The organism is Streptomyces sp. NPDC001137 (assembly GCF_040298885.1).
GTDB lineage: Bacteria > Actinomycetota > Actinomycetes > Streptomycetales > Streptomycetaceae > Streptomyces.
The window spans coordinates 251,695-271,906 of the sequence record NZ_JBEPBA010000008.1 but is presented as its reverse complement, the minus strand read 5'-3'; the positions used below and the strand labels follow the sequence as shown (position 1 = coordinate 271,906).

19 protein-coding genes are annotated in these 20,212 nt (G+C 71.3%); 15 read left to right on the top strand and 4 right to left on the bottom strand.

All coding sequences use genetic code 11. The annotated features are described in order from the left end of the window. The first annotated feature begins 34 nt into the window (after positions 1 to 34). From ABT254_RS18630 to ABT254_RS18615, 4 genes are all read left to right on the top strand, one after another. Positions 35 to 3,232 (top strand): S41 family peptidase, encoded by a 3,198-nt coding sequence (locus ABT254_RS18630; RefSeq protein WP_351470846.1) that lies wholly within the window; start codon positions 35 to 37, stop codon positions 3,230 to 3,232. A gap of 65 nt (positions 3,233 to 3,297) precedes the next feature. Then, complete coding sequence (locus ABT254_RS18625) at positions 3,298 to 3,651, top strand: histidine triad nucleotide-binding protein (RefSeq protein WP_351470843.1); 354 nt, start codon at positions 3,298 to 3,300, stop codon at positions 3,649 to 3,651. A 6-nt stretch (positions 3,652 to 3,657) separates the two neighbouring features. Beyond that, positions 3,658 to 4,590: a ribonuclease Z gene (locus tag ABT254_RS18620; RefSeq protein ID WP_351470840.1), complete on the top strand. Its 933-nt coding sequence runs from the start codon at positions 3,658 to 3,660 to the stop codon at positions 4,588 to 4,590. 20 nt (positions 4,591 to 4,610) lie between these two features. Next, positions 4,611 to 5,600 (top strand): adenosine deaminase, encoded by a 990-nt coding sequence (locus ABT254_RS18615; protein ID WP_351470837.1) that lies wholly within the window; start codon positions 4,611 to 4,613, stop codon positions 5,598 to 5,600. On the opposite strand, the gene ABT254_RS18610 is transcribed toward ABT254_RS18615, so the two are convergent. Both ABT254_RS18610 and ABT254_RS18605 read right to left on the bottom strand, forming a co-directional pair. After that, on the bottom strand, positions 5,597 to 6,865 hold the full coding sequence (locus tag ABT254_RS18610) for an MFS transporter (protein WP_351470835.1): 1,269 nt from the start codon (positions 6,863 to 6,865) through the stop codon (positions 5,597 to 5,599). The two genes, ABT254_RS18615 and ABT254_RS18610, sit on opposite strands and share 4 nt — an antisense overlap. Before the next feature lie 197 nt (positions 6,866 to 7,062). Then, positions 7,063 to 7,848 carry an IclR family transcriptional regulator gene (locus tag ABT254_RS18605; protein WP_351470832.1) on the bottom strand — a complete coding sequence of 262 codons (786 nt, stop codon included), beginning with the start codon at positions 7,846 to 7,848 and terminating at the stop codon, positions 7,063 to 7,065. Positions 7,849 to 7,926: 78 nt separating this feature from the next. Between ABT254_RS18605 and ABT254_RS18600 the strand changes: the two genes are divergently transcribed. From ABT254_RS18600 to ABT254_RS18550, 11 genes are all read left to right on the top strand, one after another. Next, positions 7,927 to 8,892, top strand: a complete 966-nt coding sequence (locus tag ABT254_RS18600) for a 5-dehydro-4-deoxyglucarate dehydratase (protein WP_351470829.1) — start codon at positions 7,927 to 7,929, stop codon at positions 8,890 to 8,892. Then, the gene (locus tag ABT254_RS18595; protein ID WP_351470826.1) at positions 8,889 to 10,178 is read left to right on the top strand and encodes a glucarate dehydratase family protein; all 1,290 of its coding nucleotides are present in this window, start codon (positions 8,889 to 8,891) and stop codon (positions 10,176 to 10,178) included. Before ABT254_RS18600 ends, ABT254_RS18595 begins: the two co-directional genes overlap by 4 nt. A 169-nt stretch (positions 10,179 to 10,347) precedes the next feature. Beyond that, positions 10,348 to 11,496, top strand: a complete 1,149-nt coding sequence (locus tag ABT254_RS18590) for a carbohydrate kinase family protein (protein WP_351470823.1) — start codon at positions 10,348 to 10,350, stop codon at positions 11,494 to 11,496. 144 nt (positions 11,497 to 11,640) lie between these two features. Beyond that, entirely contained in the window at positions 11,641 to 12,714 is a 1,074-nt protein-coding gene (locus ABT254_RS18585; protein WP_351470820.1) for a PhoH family protein, read from the top strand. 29 nt (positions 12,715 to 12,743) lie between these two features. Continuing rightward, positions 12,744 to 13,241: an rRNA maturation RNase YbeY gene (gene ybeY, locus ABT254_RS18580; protein WP_030934120.1), complete on the top strand. Its 498-nt coding sequence runs from the start codon at positions 12,744 to 12,746 to the stop codon at positions 13,239 to 13,241. Then, positions 13,238 to 14,545 carry a hemolysin family protein gene (locus ABT254_RS18575; protein ID WP_351470816.1) on the top strand — a complete coding sequence of 436 codons (1,308 nt, stop codon included), beginning with the start codon at positions 13,238 to 13,240 and terminating at the stop codon, positions 14,543 to 14,545. The genes ybeY and ABT254_RS18575 overlap by 4 nt, the downstream gene beginning before the upstream one ends. Then, positions 14,542 to 14,901 (top strand): MmcQ/YjbR family DNA-binding protein, encoded by a 360-nt coding sequence (locus ABT254_RS18570; protein ID WP_351470813.1) that lies wholly within the window; start codon positions 14,542 to 14,544, stop codon positions 14,899 to 14,901. The genes ABT254_RS18575 and ABT254_RS18570 overlap by 4 nt, the downstream gene beginning before the upstream one ends. Before the next feature lie 54 nt (positions 14,902 to 14,955). Next, the gene (locus ABT254_RS18565) at positions 14,956 to 15,309 is read left to right on the top strand and encodes a cytidine deaminase-like protein (RefSeq protein WP_351470810.1); all 354 of its coding nucleotides are present in this window, start codon (positions 14,956 to 14,958) and stop codon (positions 15,307 to 15,309) included. A gap of 203 nt (positions 15,310 to 15,512) precedes the next feature. Further along, a complete protein-coding gene (locus tag ABT254_RS18560) occupies positions 15,513 to 15,986 on the top strand; it encodes a hypothetical protein (RefSeq protein WP_351470807.1) in 474 nt (157 codons plus the stop codon). Positions 15,987 to 16,127: 141 nt separating this feature from the next. Continuing rightward, the gene (locus ABT254_RS18555) at positions 16,128 to 17,444 is read left to right on the top strand and encodes a WxL domain-containing protein (RefSeq protein WP_351470804.1); all 1,317 of its coding nucleotides are present in this window, start codon (positions 16,128 to 16,130) and stop codon (positions 17,442 to 17,444) included. A gap of 86 nt (positions 17,445 to 17,530) precedes the next feature. Beyond that, the gene (locus ABT254_RS18550) at positions 17,531 to 18,547 is read left to right on the top strand and encodes a WxL protein peptidoglycan domain-containing protein (RefSeq protein WP_351470801.1); all 1,017 of its coding nucleotides are present in this window, start codon (positions 17,531 to 17,533) and stop codon (positions 18,545 to 18,547) included. Here the strand turns inward: ABT254_RS18550 and ABT254_RS18545 are convergent. Next, entirely contained in the window at positions 18,441 to 18,779 is a 339-nt protein-coding gene (locus tag ABT254_RS18545) for a P-II family nitrogen regulator (RefSeq protein ID WP_351470799.1), read from the bottom strand. The two genes, ABT254_RS18550 and ABT254_RS18545, sit on opposite strands and share 107 nt — an antisense overlap. Continuing rightward, the gene (locus tag ABT254_RS18540; RefSeq protein ID WP_351470796.1) at positions 18,776 to 20,089 is read right to left on the bottom strand and encodes an ammonium transporter; all 1,314 of its coding nucleotides are present in this window, start codon (positions 20,087 to 20,089) and stop codon (positions 18,776 to 18,778) included. Before ABT254_RS18540 ends, ABT254_RS18545 begins: the two co-directional genes overlap by 4 nt. Between the last annotated feature and the right edge of the window lie 123 nt (positions 20,090 to 20,212).

Sequence of the window (20,212 nt, the reverse complement as noted above, 5' to 3'; positions counted from 1 at the left end):
GACCTGGGGCGGTGCCCCTGCGTACAGTGATCGGGTGACGCAGCCTGTGACGCCTGCCTATCTCCGGTTTCCGCATCTGCGGGGCGAGTTGGTCGCCTTCACGGCAGAGGACGACGTGTGGCTCGCCCCCGTCGACGGCGGACGCGCCTGGCGGGTCAGCGCGGACCACACACCGGTCACCCTGCCCCGCATCTCACCCGACGGCACGACCGTCGCCTGGACCTCCACCCGCGACGGCGCCCCCGAGGTGCACATCGCCCCGGTCGCGGGCGGGCCCTCCAAGCGGCTGACCCACTGGGGCAGTTGGCGCACCCAGGTGCGCGGCTGGACCCCGGACGGACAGGTCCTCGCGATCACCACGCACGGCCAGGCGAACCTGCGCCGCAGCTGGGCGCATGCCGTCCCGCTCGACGGCGGACCCTCCACCGTCCTGCCGTACGGCCGCGTCGGGCATGTCGCCCACGGGCCGAGCACCGTCCTGCTGTCCGCACCGATGGGGCGCGAGGCCGCCTGGTGGAAGCGGTATCGCGGGGGCACGGCGGGCAAGCTGTGGATCGACCGGGACGGGCAGGGCGAGTTCGTACGACTGCATGAAGAGCTGCACGGGAACCTGGAGTTCCCGGTGTGGGCGGGGGAGCGCATCGCCTTCCTGTCCGACCACGAGGGCGTCGGGGCGGTGTACTCTTCCCTCGCCGACGGCTCCGACCTGCGCCGGCACACCCCCCTCGACGGCTTCTACGCCCGGCACGCCTCCGGCGACGGCGCGCGGGTGGTCTACTCCTCGGCCGGTGAGCTGTGGGTCCTCGACGACCTCGAAGGCGCCGAGCCCCGCAGGCTCGACATCCGGCTCGGCGGGCAGCGCGCCGACCGGCAGCCGTTCGCCGTGAACGCCGCCCGCTGGTTCGGATCGGCCTCTCCCGACCACTCCGCACGCGGCAGCGCGGTCGCCGTGCGCGGAGCCGTCCACTGGGTCACGCACCGCTCCGGTCCCACCCGCGTGCTGGCCGCCGAACCCGGCGTACGGGCCCGGCTGCCGCGCACCTTCCGCGCCGATGGCGAGGAGTGGGTGGTGTGGGTGACGGACGCGGAGGGCGAGGACGCCCTGGAGTTCGCGCCCGCCACCGGCCTGGCACCCGGCGCCACCCCGCGCCGTCTCGCCGCCGGGCAGCTCGGCCGCGTCCTCGGGCTCGCCATGGCACCCGACGGCAGCCGGGCCGCGGTCGCCGCGCACGACGGACGCGTTCTGCTCGTCGAGCGGGAGACCGGCGAGGTCCGCGAGATCGACCGCAGCGAGCACGGGGACGTCACCGGCCTGGTCTTCTCGCCCGACTCGGCCTGGCTCGCCTGGTCCCACCCCGGCCCGCGCCCGCTGCGCCAGCTCCGCGTCGCCCACACCACCGACCTGACGGTCACCGAGGCGACCCCGCTGCGTTTCCGGGACTACTCGCCCGCCTTCACCCTCGACGGCAAACACCTCGCCTTCCTCTCCAACCGCTCCTTCGACCCGGTCTACGACGAGCACGTCTTCGACCTCGCCTTCGTGGTCGGCGACCGCCCGCACCTGATCACCCTCGCGGCGACCACACCCTCGCCCTTCGGCCCGCAGCGGCACGGACGCCCCTTCGACACCCCCGACAAGGACGAGACCCCCGACAGCGAGGGCACCCCGGCCACCCGCATCGACCTCGAAGGCCTCGCCGACCGGATCGTGCCCTTCCCGGTCGAGGCCGCCCGCTACTCGAACCTGCGGGCCGCGAAGGACGGCGTGCTGTGGCTGCGCCATCCGGTGCAGGGTGTCCTCGGGGTGTCCAGGGCCACCCCCGACGATCCCGACCCCAAGACCGAGCTGGAGCGCTACGACCTCGTCCAGCACCGCCTGGAGCACCTCGCCGCCGATGCCGACCACTTCCGGGTCAGCGGCGACGGCAAGCGCGTCCTGCTGTGGACCGACGGACGGCTGAAGGTCGTACCCAGCGACCGGCGCGCGTCCAACGACGACGCCAGCGACACCAACATCACCGTCGACCTGACCCGGGTGCGGCAGACCGTCGATCCCTCGGCCGAGTGGCGGCAGATGTACGAGGAGACCGGCCGCATCATGCGGGACCACTTCTGGCGGCCGGACATGAGCGGAGTCGACTGGGCCGGCGTACTCGACCGCTACCGGCCGGTCCTGGACCGTGTGGCCACCCACGACGACCTCGTGGACCTCCTGTGGGAGGTGCACGGCGAGCTCGGCACCTCGCACGCCTATGTGATGCCCTACGGCGGATACGGCAACGGGCCCCGGCAGGGGCTCCTCGGTGCCGACATCTCCCGTCACAAGGACGGCAGTTGGCGTATCGACCGCATCCTGCCGACCGAGACCTCCGACCCCGACGCCCGCTCCCCGCTGGCCGCGCCGGGCGTCGCGGTGCGGGCCGGGGACGCGATCGCCGCGGTGGGCGGGCAGCCGGTGGACCCGGTGACCGGCCCCGGACCGCTGCTCGTCGGCACGGCGGGCAAGCCGGTCGAGCTGACGATCTCCCCGTCCGGCGGAGGCGAGGTGCGGCACGCGGTGGTCGTGCCGGTCGCGGACGAGGAGCCGCTGCGGTACCACGCGTGGGTCGCGGACCGGCGGGCCTACGTCCACGAGAGGTCCGGCGGGCGGATCGGCTATCTGCACGTCCCCGACATGCAGGCGCCGGGCTGGGCCCAGATCCACCGGGACCTGCGCGTCGAGGTGGCCCGGGAGGGACTGGTCGTAGACGTCCGGGAGAACCGGGGCGGCCACACCTCCCAGCTCGTCGTCGAGAAGCTGGCGCGGCGGATCGTCGGCTGGGCCGTGCCGCGCGGCCTGCGGCCGTACAGCTACCCGGCGGACGCGCCGCGCGGCCCTGTGGTCGCCGTGGCCAACGAGTTCTCCGGCTCCGACGGCGACATCGTCAACGCGGCCATCAAGGCGCTCGGCATCGGCCCGGTCGTCGGCACCCGGACCTGGGGCGGTGTCATCGGCATCGACAGCCGCTACCGCCTGGTCGACGGCACGCTCGTCACCCAGCCCAAGTACGCCTTCTGGCTGGAGGGTTACGGCTGGGACGTCGAGAACCGCGGGGTGGACCCGGACGTGGAGGTGGTCCAGCGGCCGCAGGACTACGCGGCGGGACGGGACGTCCAGCTGGACGAGGCGATCCGCCTCGCGCTGGCCGCCCTGGAGGAGACCCCCGCCAAGACACCCCCGAGCCTGGACTGACGTCCCTCGATACGATGCCCCCGTACTCGATCAGCGTGATCGATCAACCGGCTTGAGGAGACCACATGGCAGGGGAGCCGCAGGACGACTGCCTGTTCTGCAAGATCGTCGCGGGGCATGTGCCGGCGACGATCGTCCGCGAGACGGAGACCACCGTCGCCTTCCGGGACATCAACCCCCAGGCGCCCACCCATGTCCTGGTGATCCCCAAGGCGCACTACGAGAACGCCGCCGCGCTCGCCGCCGGCGCGCCGGAACTCGCCGCCGACGTGCTCCGTCAGGCGCAGTCCGTCGCCGACGAGGACAAGCTGGAGAGCTACCGCATCGTCTTCAACACGGGCGCCGGCGCAGGCCAGACCGTCTGGCACGCCCACGCGCACGTCCTCGGCGGCCGCGGTCTGCAGTGGCCCCCCGGATAACCGACCGTGTCCGTACGTGAATTGGTGGTCCTCGGCACCGCCAGCCAGGTCCCCACCCGGCACCGCAACCACAACGGCTATCTGCTGCTCTGGGACGGCGAGGGCATCCTGTTCGACCCCGGCGAGGGCACACAGCGCCAGATGCTGCGGGCCGGGGCCGCCGCGCACGACCTCAACCGGATCTGCGTCACCCACTTCCACGGCGACCACTCCCTCGGCCTCGCGGGTGTCATCCAGCGCATCAACCTCGACCGGGTCCCGCACGAGATCACCGCGCACTACCCGCGCTCCGGGCAGCGCTTCTTCAACCGTCTGCGGTACGCCACCGCCTACCGCGAGACGGTCGACCTCACCGAGGCCCCGGTCGACACCGACGGCCCCCTGGCCGTCACGCCCTCGTACACCCTCGAAGCCCGCAAGCTCTCCCATCCCGTGGAGTCCTACGGCTACCGGCTGACCGAACCCGACGGCCGCCGGATGCTCCCCGACCGCCTCGCCGCGCACGGCATCAAGGGCCCGGACGTCGGCCGTCTCCAGCGGGCGGGCGCGCTCGGCGGGGTGTCCCTGGAGGAGGTCAGCGAGGTGCGCCGCGGCCAGCGGTTCGCGTTCGTCATGGACACCCGACTGTGCGAGGGGGTGCATGCGCTCGCCGAGGACTGCGACATGCTCGTCATCGAGTCCACGTTCCTCGACGAGGACACCCACCTCGCGGTCGAGCACGGCCATCTGACCGCGGGCCAGGCGGCGGCGGTGGCGCGGGACGCGGGCGTACGGCACCTCGTGCTCACGCACTTCAGCCAGCGCTACACAGAACCTGGGGGCACCTCCCGGACGGAGTCTGGGGGAGAGTTCGAGCGGCAGGCGCGGGCGGCGGGCTTCGAGGGCGAGCTGACGGTCGCGCACGATCTTCTGCGGGTGCCGGTTCCGAAACGCCGGTAAGGCGCCCGTACGATGCTTTGATGCCCCTCCCCAAAGCTGAACTGCACCTGCACATCGAAGGCACCTTGGAGCCGGAGCTCGCGTTCGAGCTGGCCGCCCGCAACGGCGTCGAGCTGCCGTACGCCGACACCGGCGAGCTCCGCAAGGCGTACCAGTTCGAGGACCTCCAGTCCTTCCTGAACCTGTACTACGAGCTCATGGCCGTCCTGCGGACCGAGCGGGACTTCGAGGACCTCGCGAACGCCTACCTGGCCCGCGCCGCCGCGCAGGGCGTGCGGCACGCGGAGATCTTCTTCGACCCGCAGGCGCACCTCGCGCGGGGCGTGGGCATGGGCACGGTCGTCGAGGGGCTGTGGCGGGCGCTTGGGCACAGCGAGTCGGTGCACGGCATCTCCACCCGGCTGATCATGTGCTTCCTGCGGGACGAGTCCGCCGAGTCGGCGCTGCGGACCCTGGAGGCCGCGAAGCCCTACCTGGACCGGATCACCGGCGTCGGCCTCGACTCCGCCGAGGTCGGGCACCCGCCGGTGAAGTTCCGCGAGGTCTACGAGGCCGCCGCCGCGCTCGGTCTGCGCCGGGTGGCGCACGCCGGGGAGGAGGGGCCGCCGGAGTACATCACCGAGGCCCTGGACGTGCTCGGCGTGGAGCGCGTGGACCACGGCCTGCGGTGCATGGAATCCCCCGAGCTGGTCGAGCGGCTGGTCCGGGAGCGCATCCCGCTGACGCTGTGCCCCCTGTCCAATGTCCGCCTCCGGACGGTCGACACCCTCGCCGACCACCCGCTGCCGGCCATGCTGGACGCGGGATTGGTGTGCACGGTCAACTCCGACGACCCCGCGTACTTCGGCGGCTACGTCGGCGACAACTTCGAGGCCGTACAGGGCACTCTTCGCCTGACCGAGGACCGCCTGCGCGAACTGGCCCGCAACTCCTTCCTCGCGTCCTTCCTGGAGGACGACGAGGAGCGCCGGGCGCGGTATCTCTCCGAGGTGGAGGCGTACGAGTTCTAGGCGGCGGTGGTGAAGTCCGGCGCCGGGGGTGTTGCGGGCGTCGCTGGGGGCTGCGCCCCCAGACCCCCGCTTTCGGCCTGAACGGCCTCGTCCTCAAACTCCCCCAGAGGGGGGACCCCCAGACGGGCTGAGATGCCCGCCACCGCCGGACGGCCCGAAACAGCAACCACGGTCATCGGGACGGTGATCACCAGCAGTCCCACGGCCAGGACCGCGCCCATCACCGGGAACCCCGCCTGTGCCGCCAGCACGCTGCCGGTCAGCGGGCCCGCCGCCGTTCCCAGGGAGGACGCCGAGCCGACGAGGACCGCCCAGCGGCCGCGGGGGTCCAGGGAGGCGGCCAGGCCGATCACATACGACAGGACGACCGGGTAGAGCACGTTCCAGGCGATCTCACCGCTCGCGAAGCTGGTCAGGTCGGTCGCGGACGCGCTGAGCACGATGCAGCCGGAGATCAGCGCCGTTCCCGCCCCGATGGGCAGCGCACGGCCGAACCGCGGCCCGACCGCCCCCGCGCACACGACCCCGAGCAGCCCCGCGCCGAGCGCCACCGCGAAGACGGCACCGACGGTGGCCTCCGCGAGATGCGCCTGGGCCAGGCCGATACGGCCGCTGACACCCCACAGCGCGTTCTGCGCGAGCGACCAGCAGAACATGACGAGGGCGAGGACCAGACCGGAACGCCGATGGGGGAGGCGGGTGCCGTCGAGCGGGCTGTGCGCGACCGCCGTGCGGACCGGGAGCCGGCCGGTGAGCGGCCAGACGGCGAGCGCGGTGAGCGCGAGCGCGGCGAGCGGCTGCCCGTGGCCCGCGCCCAGGTGGGGGACCGCCAGATAGACGGCACCCGCGAGCGCGGAGACACCGAGCAGGCCCAGCGTGGTCGTCCGGTGCGGGTCCGCCTCGGCGGCGATCCCGGTCGCGGCGACCGTTGTCGCCGTACCGGAGCCGAAGCCGCCGACGAGCGCGCCCGCGACGACCGCGGGGACGGCATGGGTGAGCGCGGCGCCGCCGTAGCCGACGACCGCGAGCACGAGACCGAGGCGGGCCAGGGCGCGCGGGCCGATGCGGTCGACGCGGGAGGCCAGCAGGAAGCCGGCAGCGGCCGAACTCAGCAGCAGCGCGCTGCCGATGGCGCCCGCCTCGGTCGCGGAGAGCGGAAGCCCCGAGTCGAGCCGTCCGACGGTCGTCGGCAGCAGATACGGAGCGAGGTACCCGGCCGTGAAAAGGGCGACGAGGGGCCAGGCGGTGGTGCGAGGGGCGGACACGGGCGTTCCCAGGGCATGCGAAAGAAGCGGCTCAAGAAGGGGTTGGGCGACGACCGTCGACTGACAGGAACGCGCGGAGAATTTGTATCAAGCACGCGGTTCGGGAAAGAAGCGCGGGGGGTGTGATGTGGCGCACGTTGCGTTTGGGGCTGGAGGGGTCGGGTAGACGAGCGCCCCAACTGCCCTGGCCGTGCGCCTCAACGCCAGTGCGCGGAGCCTCCCGCACCCGGTGCCGTCGCCTCGATCTTCAGGCGGATCTCCCGCATCACCGCCACGATCCGCTCCTCGTGTTCCGGCGTCAGCCGGGCCACCGGAACCGAGCAGCTGATCGCGTCCTGGGCGGGGGTGTCGTAGCGCAGCGCGAAGCCGAAACCGGCGATTTTGGCCACGCCCTCCTCGCGGTCGACCGAGTAACCGCGGACGCGAACCCGCGCGAGATCCGCCGCCAGTGATTCCCGGCCGGTGTGCGTGTTCGGGGTGAGCGCCTGGTACGGCCCCTCGGGCAGCTCCTCGTCGTCCCGCTCGGCCAGCAGCGCCTTGCCCAGCGCGCCCGCGTGCGCGGGCAGCCGGCGGCCGACGCGGCTGATGGTCCGCAGATACTCGTGGGACTCCCGCGTGGCCAGATACGCCACGTCCTGTCCGTCGAGCCGCCCCATGTGGATCGTCTCGCCCAGCGCCTCGGACGCCTCGTCGAGATACGGCCGTACGAGCCGCACGCGCGGGTCGGAGTCGAGGTAGCTCGTGCCGGTGAGCAGGGCGTGGATTCCGATGCCGTAGAGCGAGCCGGTGACGTCCGTACGCACCCAGCCCCTGCTGATCAGGGTCTGCAGCAGCGCGTACATCGAGCTGCGCGGCACGCCCAGCTCGTCCGCCAGCTCCTGCAGCCGTGCCGGTCGGTCGCCGCGCGCGGCGAGCAACTCCAGCAGTTCGACCGTCCGCGCGGCGGACTTCACCTCGCGTACGCCACCACCTGTGTCCGGCATGGGGCGATGTTAGTCGGCCCCTCTGCCGGACCGTTGACGGCCGATGTTCGCATATCTAGACTCTGTTTTCATACATGGATGACATCTATATGGGGAGACGTCGTGACGGGTGAGGCGGAGACAGCAGCGCGGAGGCTGCGCGACGGGATGGAGAGAGGGGTGCTCTCCTTCCCGCTGACGTCCTTCCACGAAGACGGCTCGCTCGACCCGGAGGGCTTCCGCGCCCATGTCGCGGCGCAGATCGCCACCGGCCCCGGCGCCGTCTTCCCCGCCTGCGGCACGGGCGAGTTCTTCTCGCTGGACGAGGAGGAGTACCGGCAGGTCGTGGCCATCGCCGTCGAGGAGGCGGGAGGGCGTCTGCCCGTGGTCCCCGGGATCGGGTACGGCTGGGCGCAGGCCGTCCGGTTCGCCCGCATCGCCGAGGAGGCCGGCGCCGACGCGCTGCTCGTCCTGCCGCACTACCTGGTCGCCGCCCCGCAGGAGGGCCTGGTCGCACAGGTGGAGCAGCTCGCCGCCCGCACCCGGCTGCCGCTCATCGTCTACCAGCGCGGCCAGGTCGCCTACACGGCAGCTTCCCTGAGGCGGATCGCGGCCCTACCGAACGTCATCGGCCTCAAGGACGGCCACAGCGACCTCGACCGCCTGCAGCGCCTGACGCTCGCGGCGCCCGAGGGCTTCCTCTTCTTCAACGGCGCGTCCACCGCCGAGATCCAGGCCCGGGCCTACGCCACCGTCGGCATCCCCGCCTACTCCTCCGCCGTGCACGCCTTCGCCCCCGAGATCGCGAACGCCTTCTTCGCGGCCCTGCGGGACAGTGACGACAAGGCGGTGGAGCGGCTGCTGCGTGACTTCTACGTCCCGCTCGTGGAGCTGCGCGACCGCGTACCGGGATACGCCGTGTCGCTGGTCAAGGCGGCGGCCCGGCTGCGCGGCCGCCCCGTCGGCCCGGTGCGCGCCCCGCTCACCGACCCCTCGGCCGGCGACCTGGCCGACCTCGAAGCCCTGCTCACCACCGGACTCGACCTCGTAGGAGCCGCGCTGTGAACCTCACCATCACCGACGTACGGCTGACTCCGATCCTGGTCGCGGACCCGCCCCTCCTCAACACCCAGGGCGTCCACCAGCCGTACACCCCGCGACTGATCGTGGAGGTGGTGACGGCCGACGGCATCACGGGTGTCGGCGAGACCTACGGCGACACCAAGTACCTGGAGCTCGCCCGGCCCTTCGCCGAGAAGCTGAAAGGACGTCAAGTCAGTGATCTGAACGGCCTGTTCGCGATCGCCGACGAGGTCTCCGTGGACTCCGCGCGGGTCCGGAACCAGATCGACGTCGGCGGGCTGCGCGGCGTCCAGACCGCCGACAAGCTGCGGCTGTCCGTCGTCTCCGGCTTCGAGGTCGCCTGTCTCGACGCCCTCGGCAAGGCGCTCGGCCTGCCGGTGCACGCGCTGCTCGGCGGCAAGGTGCGGGACGCGGTCGAGTACAGCGCCTACCTGTTCTACAAGTGGGCCGACCACCCCGAGGGGGTGGCCTGCGAGAAGGACGACTGGGGTGCCGCCCTCGACCCGGCCGGGGTCGTGGCGCAGGCCCGGCTCTTCAAGGAGCGGTACGGGTTCACGTCGTTCAAGCTGAAGGGCGGTGTCTTCCCGCCGGACGAGGAGATCGCCGCCGTACGGGCTCTCGCGGAGGCGTTTCCCGGCCATCCGCTGCGGCTGGACCCCAACGGCGCCTGGTCCGTTCAGACCTCGCTGAAGGTGGCCGAGGAGCTGGGGGACGTCCTCGAATACCTGGAGGACCCGGCGCTCGGCACCGCCGCCATGGCCGAGGTCTCCGCCGCCACCGGGGTGCCGCTCGCCACCAACATGTGCGTGACGACGTTCGCCGAGATCAAGGAGGCGTTCACGCGGGACGCCGTTCAGGTGGTGCTGTCGGACCACCACTACTGGGGCGGGCTGCGCAACACGCAGCAACTGGCCGCGATCTGTTGCACGTTCGGGGTGGGGGTGTCCATGCACTCCAACACCCACCTCGGGATCAGCCTGGCCGCGATGACTCATGTCGCGTCCACCGTGCCGAATCTGCATCATGCCTGTGACTCGCACTATCCGTGGCAGGCGGAGGACGTGCTGGGCGCGCGGCTGACGTTCGACGGGGGGAAGGTCGCCGTCTCCGACGCCCCCGGGCTCGGTGTCGAGCTCGACCGTGACAAGCTGCGGTTCCTGCACCAGCGGTGGCTGGACGACGACGGGGCGCTGCGCGAGCGGGACGACGCGACGGCGATGCGGGTCGCCGAGCCGGGGTGGGTGACGCCCGCGGTGCCTCGCTGGTAGCGCCCCCGCCGCCCCTACCCTTCCCGTCCCTGGGGGCTGCGCCCCCAGACCCCCCCTTTCGGCCTGACGGCCTCGTCCTCAAACGCCGGACGGGCTGAAAGATCAGACGCCGGACGGGCTGAAAGATGGTGCACACTGGCCTGATCCGCACCATGTCAGGGAGTGCACCGTGAGCGCGTCCAACGGGAAGGGACCAGCACCCGTCACAGCGGGACCGGAGTGTCAGGCACAGGTCGACCCGCTGGCCGTCCTGCGCACGCCGGACGATCCCCCCTGGGACGTGTATCTCACCGGCCCCGTCTTCCTCGACATCATCTTCACCGGGCTCGACTCCGCCCCGGTGCGCGGCACCGAGTCCTGGGCGCGCGGGATGGGGTCCAGCCCCGGCGGCGTCGCCAACATGGCCACCGCACTGGCGCGACTGGGCCTGAAGACCTCCCTCGCGGCGGCCTTCGGCGACGACCACTACGGGGAGTACTGCTGGGACGCCCTGGAGCAGGGCGAGGGCATCGACCTCTCCACCTCGCGCCGGGTGCCCGGCTGGCACTCCTCGGTCACCGTCTCGATGGCGTACGAGGGCGAGCGCACGATGGTCTCCCACGGCCACGAGCCGCCCCCGGAGACCGTGTTCAACCAGGGCGGCGCCCCCGACTGCCCGCCCCGCGCGCGTGCCGCCGTCGCCTCCCTCACCCCCGGCAAGCGCGCCCCCTGGATCGCGCAGGCCGCACAGGAAGGCACCCGCATCTTCGCCGACGTCGGCTGGGACGAGACCGGCGCCTGGGACCTGGCGGGCCTGCCCGACCTCGAGCACTGCGAGGCCTTCCTGCCGAACGCGGAGGAGGCCATGCGGTACACCGGCGCCGCCTCCCCGCGTGCCGCCGCCCACGCCCTCACCGAGCACGTTCCGCTCGCGGTGGTCACCCTCGGTGCGGAGGGCGCCTACGCCGTCGACCGGCGTACCGGGGAGACGGCCGAGGTCCCCGCGATCGCCGTGGAGGCCCTGGACCCGACCGGCGCGGGCGACGTGTTCGTCGCGGGCTTCGTCACCGGCACGCTCGCGGACTGGCCGCTGGCGGACCGGCTGGCCTTCGCGGGGCTGACGGCCGCGCTGTCCGTCCAGGAGTTCGGGGGTTCGCTGTCGGCACCGGGGTGGTCGGAGATCGCGGCCTGGTGGCGCAGGGTGCAGTCGGTGGAGGGGCAGGATCCGACGGCGCTGCGGCGGTATGCGTTCCTGGAGCACCTGATCCCGAAGGGGGAGGCCCCGAGGCCGTGGCCGCGGCGCAGGGCCGTGCCGACGATCGGGTTCCGGTCGGCCTGAGCTCCGTGAGCAGTGTGAAACAACGCCTGCGGAAAAGGCCTACGGCGTTGTCAGTCCCCCGGCGTACCCTTGAAACCGCCAAGGCAGCCCCCGTGGCTGGCGTGCCGTTTCGAGGAGGACGAGCAAGGCCTACAGAGCCGGCCCATGACTCAGACACCCACAGCTCATACCCCCGCGCAGGGGCAGGCTAGAGCACAGTTCACCGTCCCCGCCCAGCACCCCATGGTGACAGTTCTGGGGTCCGGCGACTCCCTTCTGCGCGTGATCGAGAAGGCCTTCCCGGCAGCCGACATACATGTCCGGGGCAATGAGATCAGCGCGGTCGGCGAGCCCGCGGAAGTCGCCCTCGTCCAGCGCCTGTTCGACGAGATGATGCTGGTGCTCCGCACCGGGCAACCGATGACGGAGGACGCAGTGGAACGCTCGATCGCGATGCTCAGAGCGAGTGAGAACGGCGAGGGCGAAGGCCAGGAGACCCCGGCCGAGGTCCTCACCCAGAACATCCTCTCCTCGCGCGGCCGCACGATCCGCCCCAAGACCCTCAACCAGAAGCGGTACGTCGACGCGATCGACAAGCACACGATCGTCTTCGGCATCGGCCCCGCCGGCACCGGCAAGACGTACCTGGCCATGGCCAAGGCGGTGCAGGCCCTGCAGTCCAAGCAGGTCAACCGCATCATCCTGACCCGGCCCGCGGTGGAGGCGGGCGAGCGGCTGGGCTTCCTGCCCGGCACGCTCTACGAGAAGATCGACCCGTATCTGCGCCCGCTGTACGACGCGCTGCACGACATGCTCGACCCGGACTCGATCCCCCGGCTGATGGCCGCGGGCACCATCGAGGTCGCGCCGCTCGCCTATATGCGGGGCCGCACGCTGAACGACGCCTTCATCATCCTGGACGAGGCCCAGAACACCTCGCCCGAGCAGATGAAGATGTTCCTCACCCGCCTCGGCTTCGACTCGAAGATCGTGATCACCGGTGACGTGACGCAGGTCGACCTGCCGACCGGCACCAAGTCGGGCCTGCGCCAGGTGCAGGACATCCTCGAGGGCCTCGACGACGTCCACTTCTCGCGCCTCACGTCCCACGATGTCGTACGGCACAAGCTGGTCGGCCGTATCGTCGACGCGTACGAGAAGTACGACAGCCAGCACGGCACCGAGAACGGCACCCACAAGGGCGGCCGGGGCAGGCAGTCCGGGCACAAGGGGCTGTGACATTTAAAAGCAGGAGAACAAGCAGCACCATGTCGATCGACGTCAACAACGAGTCCGGAACCGAGGTCGACGAGCAGGCGATCCTCGACATCGCCCGCTACGCACTCGCGCGGATGCGCATCCACCCGCTCTCCGAGCTCTCGGTGATCGTCGTGGACGCCGACGCCATGGAGCAGCTGCACATCCAGTGGATGGACCTGCCGGGGCCGACGGACGTCATGTCCTTCCCGATGGACGAGCTTCGTCCGCCGTCGAAGGACGACGACGAGCCCCCGCAGGGCCTCCTCGGCGACATCGTGCTCTGCCCGGAGGTCGCCAAGAAGCAGGGCGAGGAAGCGCACACCCAGCACTCCATGGACGAGGAGCTCCAGCTGCTCACCGTCCACGGGGTGCTGCACCTCCTCGGGTACGACCACGAGGAGCCCGACGAGAAGGCCGAGATGTTCGGTCTGCAGGCGGCGATCGTGGACGGCTGGCGCGCGGAGAAGGGCCTGACCGGTCCGTCCCCGGCCCCGACCGTCTCATGAGTCCCCAGATCGTCGCGGGCGCGATCGCCCTGGTCGTCGTCGCCTGGCTCGCCGCCTGCGCGGAGGCGGGTATCGCGCGCGTCTCCAGCTTCCGCGCCGAGGAGGCCGTACGCTCCGGCCGGCGCGGCAGCGCGAAGCTGGCCCAGGTGGCCGCCGACCCGACCCGCTATCTCAACGTCGCGCTGCTGGTCCGCGTGGCGTGCGAGATGGCGGCCGCGGCCCTGGTGACGTACGCCTGTCTGCAGGAGTTCTCCGGCACCACCCGCGCCCTGCTGGCCGCGATCGGCGTGATGGTCCTGGTGTCGTACGTCGCCGTCGGTGTCTCCCCGCGCACCATCGGCCGGCAGCATCCGCTGAACACGGCGACGGCCGCGGCGTATGTGCTGCTGCCGCTGGCCAGGATCATGGGGCCGATCCCGTCCCTGCTCATCCTCATCGGCAATGCGCTGACCCCCGGCAAGGGTTTCCGCCGCGGCCCGTTCGCGTCCGAGGCGGAGCTGCGGGCGCTGGTCGACCTCGCCGAGGCGGAGTCGCTGATCGAGGACGAGGAGCGCCGCATGGTGCACTCGGTCTTCGAGCTCGGCGACACCCTCGTACGGGAGGTCATGGTCCCGCGGACCGACCTGATCGTCATCGAGCGCTACAAGACGATCCGCCAGGCCCTCACCCTCGCGCTGCGCTCGGGTTTCTCGCGCATCCCGGTCACCGGGGAGAGCGAGGACGACATCGTCGGCATCGTGTATCTGAAGGACCTGGCCCGCAAGACGCACATCAGCCGGGACGCCGAGAGCGAGCTGGTGTCGACGGCCATGCGGCCCGCCGCGTTCGTGCCCGACACCAAGAATGCCGGTGATCTGCTGCGCGAGATGCAGCAGGACCGCAACCACGTCGCCGTCGTCATCGACGAGTACGGCGGCACGGCCGGCATCGTCACCATCGAGGACATCCTCGAGGAGATCGTCGGCGAGATCACCGACGAGTACGACCGTGAACTGCCGCCGGTCGAGGACCTCGGCGAGGACCGCTACCGGGTCACCGCCCGCCTCGACATCACCGACCTGGGCGAGCTGTACGGGCTCGACGAGTACGACGACGAGGACGTGGAGACCGTCGGCGGACTGCTCGCCAAGGCGCTCGGCCGGGTGCCCATCGCCGGGGCGTCGGCGGTCGTGGAGGTGCCCGACGGACGCGAGCTGCGGCTGACCGCGGAGGCCGCCGCCGGCCGCCGGAACAAGATCGTGACCGTGCTCGTGGAGCCGGTGGGTCCGGCGGATCCGCCGGGGGAGGAGGCGAAAGAGGAGTGAAGCCCGAGGAACTGCGCGGCTTCTGCCTGTCCTTCAACGCGGCGGTGGAGGACTTCCCCTTCGCCCCGGACATCTCGGTCTTCAAGGTGCTGGGCAAGATGTTCGCCCTGAGCCGGCTGGATGCCCGTCCCCTCACGGTCAATCTCAAGTGCGACCCGGAGGACGCGATCCGGCTCCGCAGCGAGTACGAGGGCCTGATCATCCCCGGCTACCACATGAACAAGCGCCACTGGAACACCGTCACGGTCGACGGCGAGCTCCCGGACCGGCTGGTTCGGGAGCTCATCGAGGACTCCTACGACCTGGTGGTCGCCGGGCTGCCGCGTGCCGAGCGGCTCCGCCTGGACCGGCCGTGAGCGCGCTGCACCCCGTGGCCGGATAGGGCCGGTGCCGGTACGTATGCTCGGCTCATGACCGACAGCAACGCGCTTGACCCCGAGGACCGCAAGATCGTCACCCTGGCCCGTTCCGCCCGGGCCCGCAACGCAGTGCCCGAGGGGGCTGCCGTACGGGACGAGACGGGCCGTACGTATGTCGCCGGGACGGTCGACCTGGACTCGCTGAAGCTGAGTGCGCTGCAGACGGCGGTGGCCATGGCGGTGGCGTCCGGGGCGAAGTCCCTGGAGGCGGCGGCCGTGGTGACGGAAGCCGAGTCGGCCTCGGCTCAGGACCTTGCTGCCGTACGGGATCTGGGCGGGGCCGGGACGCCGGTGCTCGTCGCCGGGCCCGACGGAACGGTACGGACCACCGTCACCGCAGGCTGAAAACCGGCCGCTTCAGAGTCGTCCGGAATTCACCCTTGCCGGTTCTTCACCTCACCGGCATCAATGGAACCGGTAGTTCCGACGGACCGTCAGATCCACTCCCCGCCCGGCGCCCCGCACCGCGCCTGCCGGCTGTCCGTACGGACCTCTCCCATCCATCCCCACATGGCAGTTCCCAGCTTCGGGAAGGGAGCCGGATCCCCATGAGAGCCAAACGGATCAGTACAGGTGCGGCAGTCGCGGTGGGGGCCCTCGCGGCCGCCTCGCTCGCGTTCGCGCCCAGCGCCCTCGCCGTCACTCCGCAGTCGGCGACGATCACCGCCGACTGCGGCAGCTTCGGCGGCGGCGAGGCCACGCTCACGGCCACCCAGGACGGCACGGCGGCCACCCTCACCGTCACGTCCGCCATCACCGCGCCGATCGCCCTGTCCCAGGACTCGATCTCCTCCACGCTCACCCTGGTCGACGCGAGCGGCGGCACCACCGCCTTCACCGGCACCAAGAACCCGGCGATGGCCGGGGGCGACCCGGTCACCGTCGGCCCGCTCTCCGGCACCGTCGCCTCCGGCGACAGCCTGGAGGCCTACGGCGGCTCGCTGCAGATGACCGTCTTCGGCATCACCATCACCTGCACCGCGACCGGCCCGCAGTCGCCGGGACCGTTCGTGTTCGACTGAGTCACCACCGACGGGCCGTCAGTTCTCGGTAGACACACGGGAACTGACGGTCCATCAGTTCATTTCGGCTTCTCCATTGACTTCTCACGCAATCCCCACATCAATGCCCCCAGTGAGCGCAGCAGAGAAGGGGGCACACCCATGGGTCCGACAACCCGAAGACGCCGTTGGGCGTCGCTGCTCGGCGGGACCGTGCTCGCGGTCACCGCGGGTGGCGCGCTGGCCTGTCCGGCCGGTGCCGCCACCAACGTGGACTTCGCCACGCACTGCATCCCGCCCGCGGTCGCGGGCATCCCGCCGATCGACGGTACGACGACCGCGAGCATCGCGGTGGACAACGCCAGTCCGAAGGTCGGCGACACCGTCACCATCACCTACACCGTCGTCAAGCCCGCCGCCAGCAACCCCACCGCCATCGCCCTGCCGGCCGACATCATGACGCCCACGGGCAAGGTCGCACTCGGCGGTGCGCAGACGGGGGACGTGACGGTCGCAGGGCCCAAGAAGAACGACCCGGTGCCGGGCAACGGCGCCTTCCCGTCGTTCTCCATGACCGGCACCTTCAAGGTCACCGCGGCCGGATCGATCACGCTGTCGCCCGGCGACTACAACATCCACACCAGCTACATCCTCGAGCTGGACACCCCCTGCACGGTGATCACCCCGCCCGCCCCGGTCTCCGCGACCGTCACGGCGACGGACGCCACCCCGGTCAACAACCGTGCCATCACACTGGGTTCGGCCTCCGGCAACCCCGGTGCCACCGTGACCGTCAACGGCAGCCACTTCACACCGGGCGCCACCGTCACCCTCGCCGGGCGCTCCGGGGACACCCAGACCGCGGACAAGGCGACGGTCACCGCCGCCACCGACGGCTCCTTCAGTGGCTCCCTCGTCGTCAACGACAGGACGACGACGGGGATCGTGGCGTACGAGGGAAGCGCGTGGAGCGCGGGCAAAGGGGCGGGGCCCGCGGCCTACGTCGTGAACGACACCACGCCTGTTCCCGCCGGCAGCCAGAAGGTCACCACCACGGTGAAGGCGGGCACGCTGTCCATGTCCCAGGCCGGGGACTCGGTCGCCCTGTCGGCGGTCGACTTCGGCAAGGGCGGGGCCTCCACCGGCGCCCTGAACGCCGTCACCGTCAAGGACTTCCGCGGTGGGCCCGCGGGCTGGTCCCTGACCGGCAAGGTCACCGACCTCACCGGTCCCGGCGCCAAGATCGATGCCGGGAAGCTGAGCTGGACCCCTGCCTGCACCAGCAAGGCGGGCAGCCCGAGCACCTGCCAGGCGGGTTCCGCGGGCACGGTGGGCAGTGCGGGAGCGACCCTGGCGTCCACCCCCAACGGCACGCTGACCGGCGGCGAGTTCACGGCGAACGCGGCACTCTCGCTGGACGTACCGGCGTTCACGCCTCCCGGGTCGTACGCGGGCGTGCTCACCCTGACGCTCAGCTGACCGTGCGGGCGTCCGCACCCGCCCGTTCCCTCGTCCAGTCGAAGTCCGCCGAAGTCCCTCGTCGATGTCCGTGGGGGTCCGCACCCATGCGCAAGCCGTACGTCCTCCTCCTGAGCCTCTTTCTGGCCCTCTTCGTCGCGCCCGCGCCCGCGCACGCCGCCGACAACGGCAGCTGGTCCGTCTACCCGGCCTCCTCGCAGGTCGCCGCCCGCCCGTACTTCTACCTCTCCGCCGACCCCGGGACGACCATCGAGGACAAGGTGGTCGTGGCGAACAGGACGGGGCAGCCGCTGAGCTTCCGGCTGTATGCCGCCGACGCCTACAACACCCCGCGCGACGGCGGTTTCGCCGTCAGGACGGTGCGGGAGAAGCAGCGGGGCGTGGGCGCCTGGGCGAAGCCCGCCACGTCACGCGTGAGGGTCCCGGCGCACGGCAGGGTCACCGTCCCCTTCACGCTGCACGTGCCCGAGGGCGCGGAACCCGGCGACCACCCGGGCGCGCTCGTGGCCCTCGACGAACGGATCGACAGGGGCGACGGCTCCCTGGCGCTAGGTGTGCAGCGGGCCGTCGCCGCCCGCGTCTACCTGCGCGTCGGCGGCCCGACCCTGCCCGCGATCTCCGTGGAGAACGTCCACGTCGTCCACCACCAGCCGCTCGTCCCCGGCCTCGGCGACAGCACGGCGACCATCTCCTACACCCTGCACAACACCGGCAACGTCACCCTCGACCCGAGGGTGGAGCTGCGCGCCACGGGCCTGTTCGGCCGTACGCTCCTGTCCCGCAACCTCTCCCGCATCCCCTCCGAACTGCTGCCCGGACAGCGCGTCCACCTCAGCGAACCATGGCATGGGGCGCCCCAACTCGACTGGGGCGACGTCACGTTGACGGCGAGCGCGACGGACACGCGGAACTCGGAGAGCGCGTCCTTCTTCGCCCTGCCGTGGCAGGCGGCGGTGGTCCTGCTCGTGGTGGCGGTCGTGGGAGTGGGCCTCGTGGTCAGAGCGCGTCGGGGCCGCGCTCTCCCGTCCGTACCCGTACGACCGTCTCGACCGGCAGCGCCCACACCTTCCCGTCCCCGATCTTCCCCGTCTGCGCGGCCTTGACGATCGCGTCGATCACCGCGTCCGACTCGGCGTCCTCGACGACGACCTCGATACGGACCTTGGGGACGAGGTCGACCTGGTACTCGGCGCCGCGGTACACCTCGGTGTGGCCGCGCTGCCGGCCGTAACCGCTGGCCTCGGTCACGGTCAGACCGTGCACCCCGAGCTCCTGGAGGGCCGTCTTCACCTCGTCGAGGCGGTACGGCTTGACGATCGCGGTGATGAGCTTCATGCCTGGCTCTTGACCTTCTGGGTGGGGGAGAGGACGGAGGACGAGACCGGGGCACCGTGCCCCAGGACGCCGTGATCGTATGCGGTCTCGGCGTGCACCGTAAGGTCCAGGCCCTTGTACTCCTGCTCCTCGCTCGCCCGGAAGCCCATCGCCTTGTCGATCAGCTTGCCGATGCCGTACGTCACGAGGAAGGCGTACGCGGCCACGACGACCACGGCCACCAGCTGCTTGCCGAGCTGGGCGAGCCCGCCGCCGTAGAGGAGGCCCTCGGCGGAGCCGGTCATCGCCTTCTCCGCGAAGACGCCGATCAGGAGGGTGCCGATGATGCCGCCGACCAGGTGGACGCCGACGACGTCGAGCGAGTCGTCGTAGTTGAGCTTGAACTTCCAGCTCACGGCGTACGAGCAGACAACGCCGGCGGCCAGGCCCACGACCAGGGCGCCGAGGAGGGAGACCGAGCCGCAGGAGGGGGTGATGGCGACCAGGCCGGCGACGGCACCGGACGCGGCGCCCAGCGTGGTCGGATGCCCGTCGCGCTTCTGCTCGACGAAGAGCCAGCCGAGCAGGCCGGTGCAGCCGGCGGCGAGGGTGTTGAGGAAGGCGGCCGCCGCGAGGCCGTTGGCCCCGAGCGCCGAGCCCGCGTTGAAGCCGAACCAGCCGAACCAGAGCAGGCCCGCGCCCAGCATCACCATGGGCAGGTTGTGCGGACGCATCGCGTCCTTCTTGAAGCCGAGCCGCGGGCCGAGGACCAGGCAGAGGGCCAGACCGGAGGCGCCGGAGGTGATTTCCACGGGGAGTCCGCCCGCGAAGTCGAGGGCGCCGAGGCGGTGCGCGATCCAGCCGCCGGGGCCCCACACCCAGTGGGTGACGGGAACGTATACGAGCAGCGCCCACACCGGCACGAAGACCAGCCAGGCCGCGAATTTCACGCGGTCCGCGATCGCGCCGCTGATCAGCGCCGCCGTGATGATCGCGAAGGTGAGCTGGAAGGTGGCGAAGAGCAGGGTGGGGACGGTGCCCTGCACGCTGTCCGGGCCGAGGCCCGCCATCCCGACGTGCTTCAGCCCGCCGATGAGCCCGCCGCCGATGTCGTCGCCGAAGGCCAGCGAGTACCCGCACGCCAGCCACACCACCGTGACCAGGGCGATCGACACGAAGCTCATCATCAGCATGTTGAGGACGCTCTTCGTGCGGACCATGCCGCCGTAGAAGAGAGCGAGGCCCGGGGTCATCAGCAGGACGAGGGCGGTGGCGGCGAGCAGCCAGGCGGTGTCGCCGGTGTCCGCGTGCGCTGCGGCGAGTGTCGTCACGTCGTCTCCATCGAGGTGGGGGCTCGTCAGAGGCTCACTTCCGTGCGTTTCCGGATGTGCACGTCCGTGTTTCCGTGATGTTTCGTTGCGTGGAGGTTTCCTGAATCTCACAGGGCGGACAGC

Bases quoted from the DNA above. Each gene is read 5' to 3' on its own strand.
- ABT254_RS18625 (WP_351470843.1), top strand. From the start codon at position 3,298: ATGGCAGGGGAGCCGCAGGACGACTGCCTGTTCTGCAAGATCGTCGCG.
- ABT254_RS18615 (WP_351470837.1), top strand. From the start codon at position 4,611: ATGCCCCTCCCCAAAGCTGAACTGCACCTGCACATCGAAGGCACCTTG.
- ABT254_RS18605 (WP_351470832.1), bottom strand. From the start codon at position 7,848: ATGCCGGACACAGGTGGTGGCGTACGCGAGGTGAAGTCCGCCGCGCGG.
- ABT254_RS18600 (WP_351470829.1), top strand. From the start codon at position 7,927: ATGACATCTATATGGGGAGACGTCGTGACGGGTGAGGCGGAGACAGCA.
- ABT254_RS18585 (WP_351470820.1), top strand. From the start codon at position 11,641: ATGACTCAGACACCCACAGCTCATACCCCCGCGCAGGGGCAGGCTAGA.
- ybeY (WP_030934120.1), top strand. From the start codon at position 12,744: ATGTCGATCGACGTCAACAACGAGTCCGGAACCGAGGTCGACGAGCAG.
- ABT254_RS18575 (WP_351470816.1), top strand. From the start codon at position 13,238: ATGAGTCCCCAGATCGTCGCGGGCGCGATCGCCCTGGTCGTCGTCGCC.
- ABT254_RS18565 (WP_351470810.1), top strand. From the start codon at position 14,956: ATGACCGACAGCAACGCGCTTGACCCCGAGGACCGCAAGATCGTCACC.
- ABT254_RS18560 (WP_351470807.1), top strand. From the start codon at position 15,513: ATGAGAGCCAAACGGATCAGTACAGGTGCGGCAGTCGCGGTGGGGGCC.
- ABT254_RS18555 (WP_351470804.1), top strand. From the start codon at position 16,128: ATGGGTCCGACAACCCGAAGACGCCGTTGGGCGTCGCTGCTCGGCGGG.
- ABT254_RS18550 (WP_351470801.1), top strand. From the start codon at position 17,531: ATGCGCAAGCCGTACGTCCTCCTCCTGAGCCTCTTTCTGGCCCTCTTC.
- ABT254_RS18545 (WP_351470799.1), bottom strand. From the start codon at position 18,779: ATGAAGCTCATCACCGCGATCGTCAAGCCGTACCGCCTCGACGAGGTG.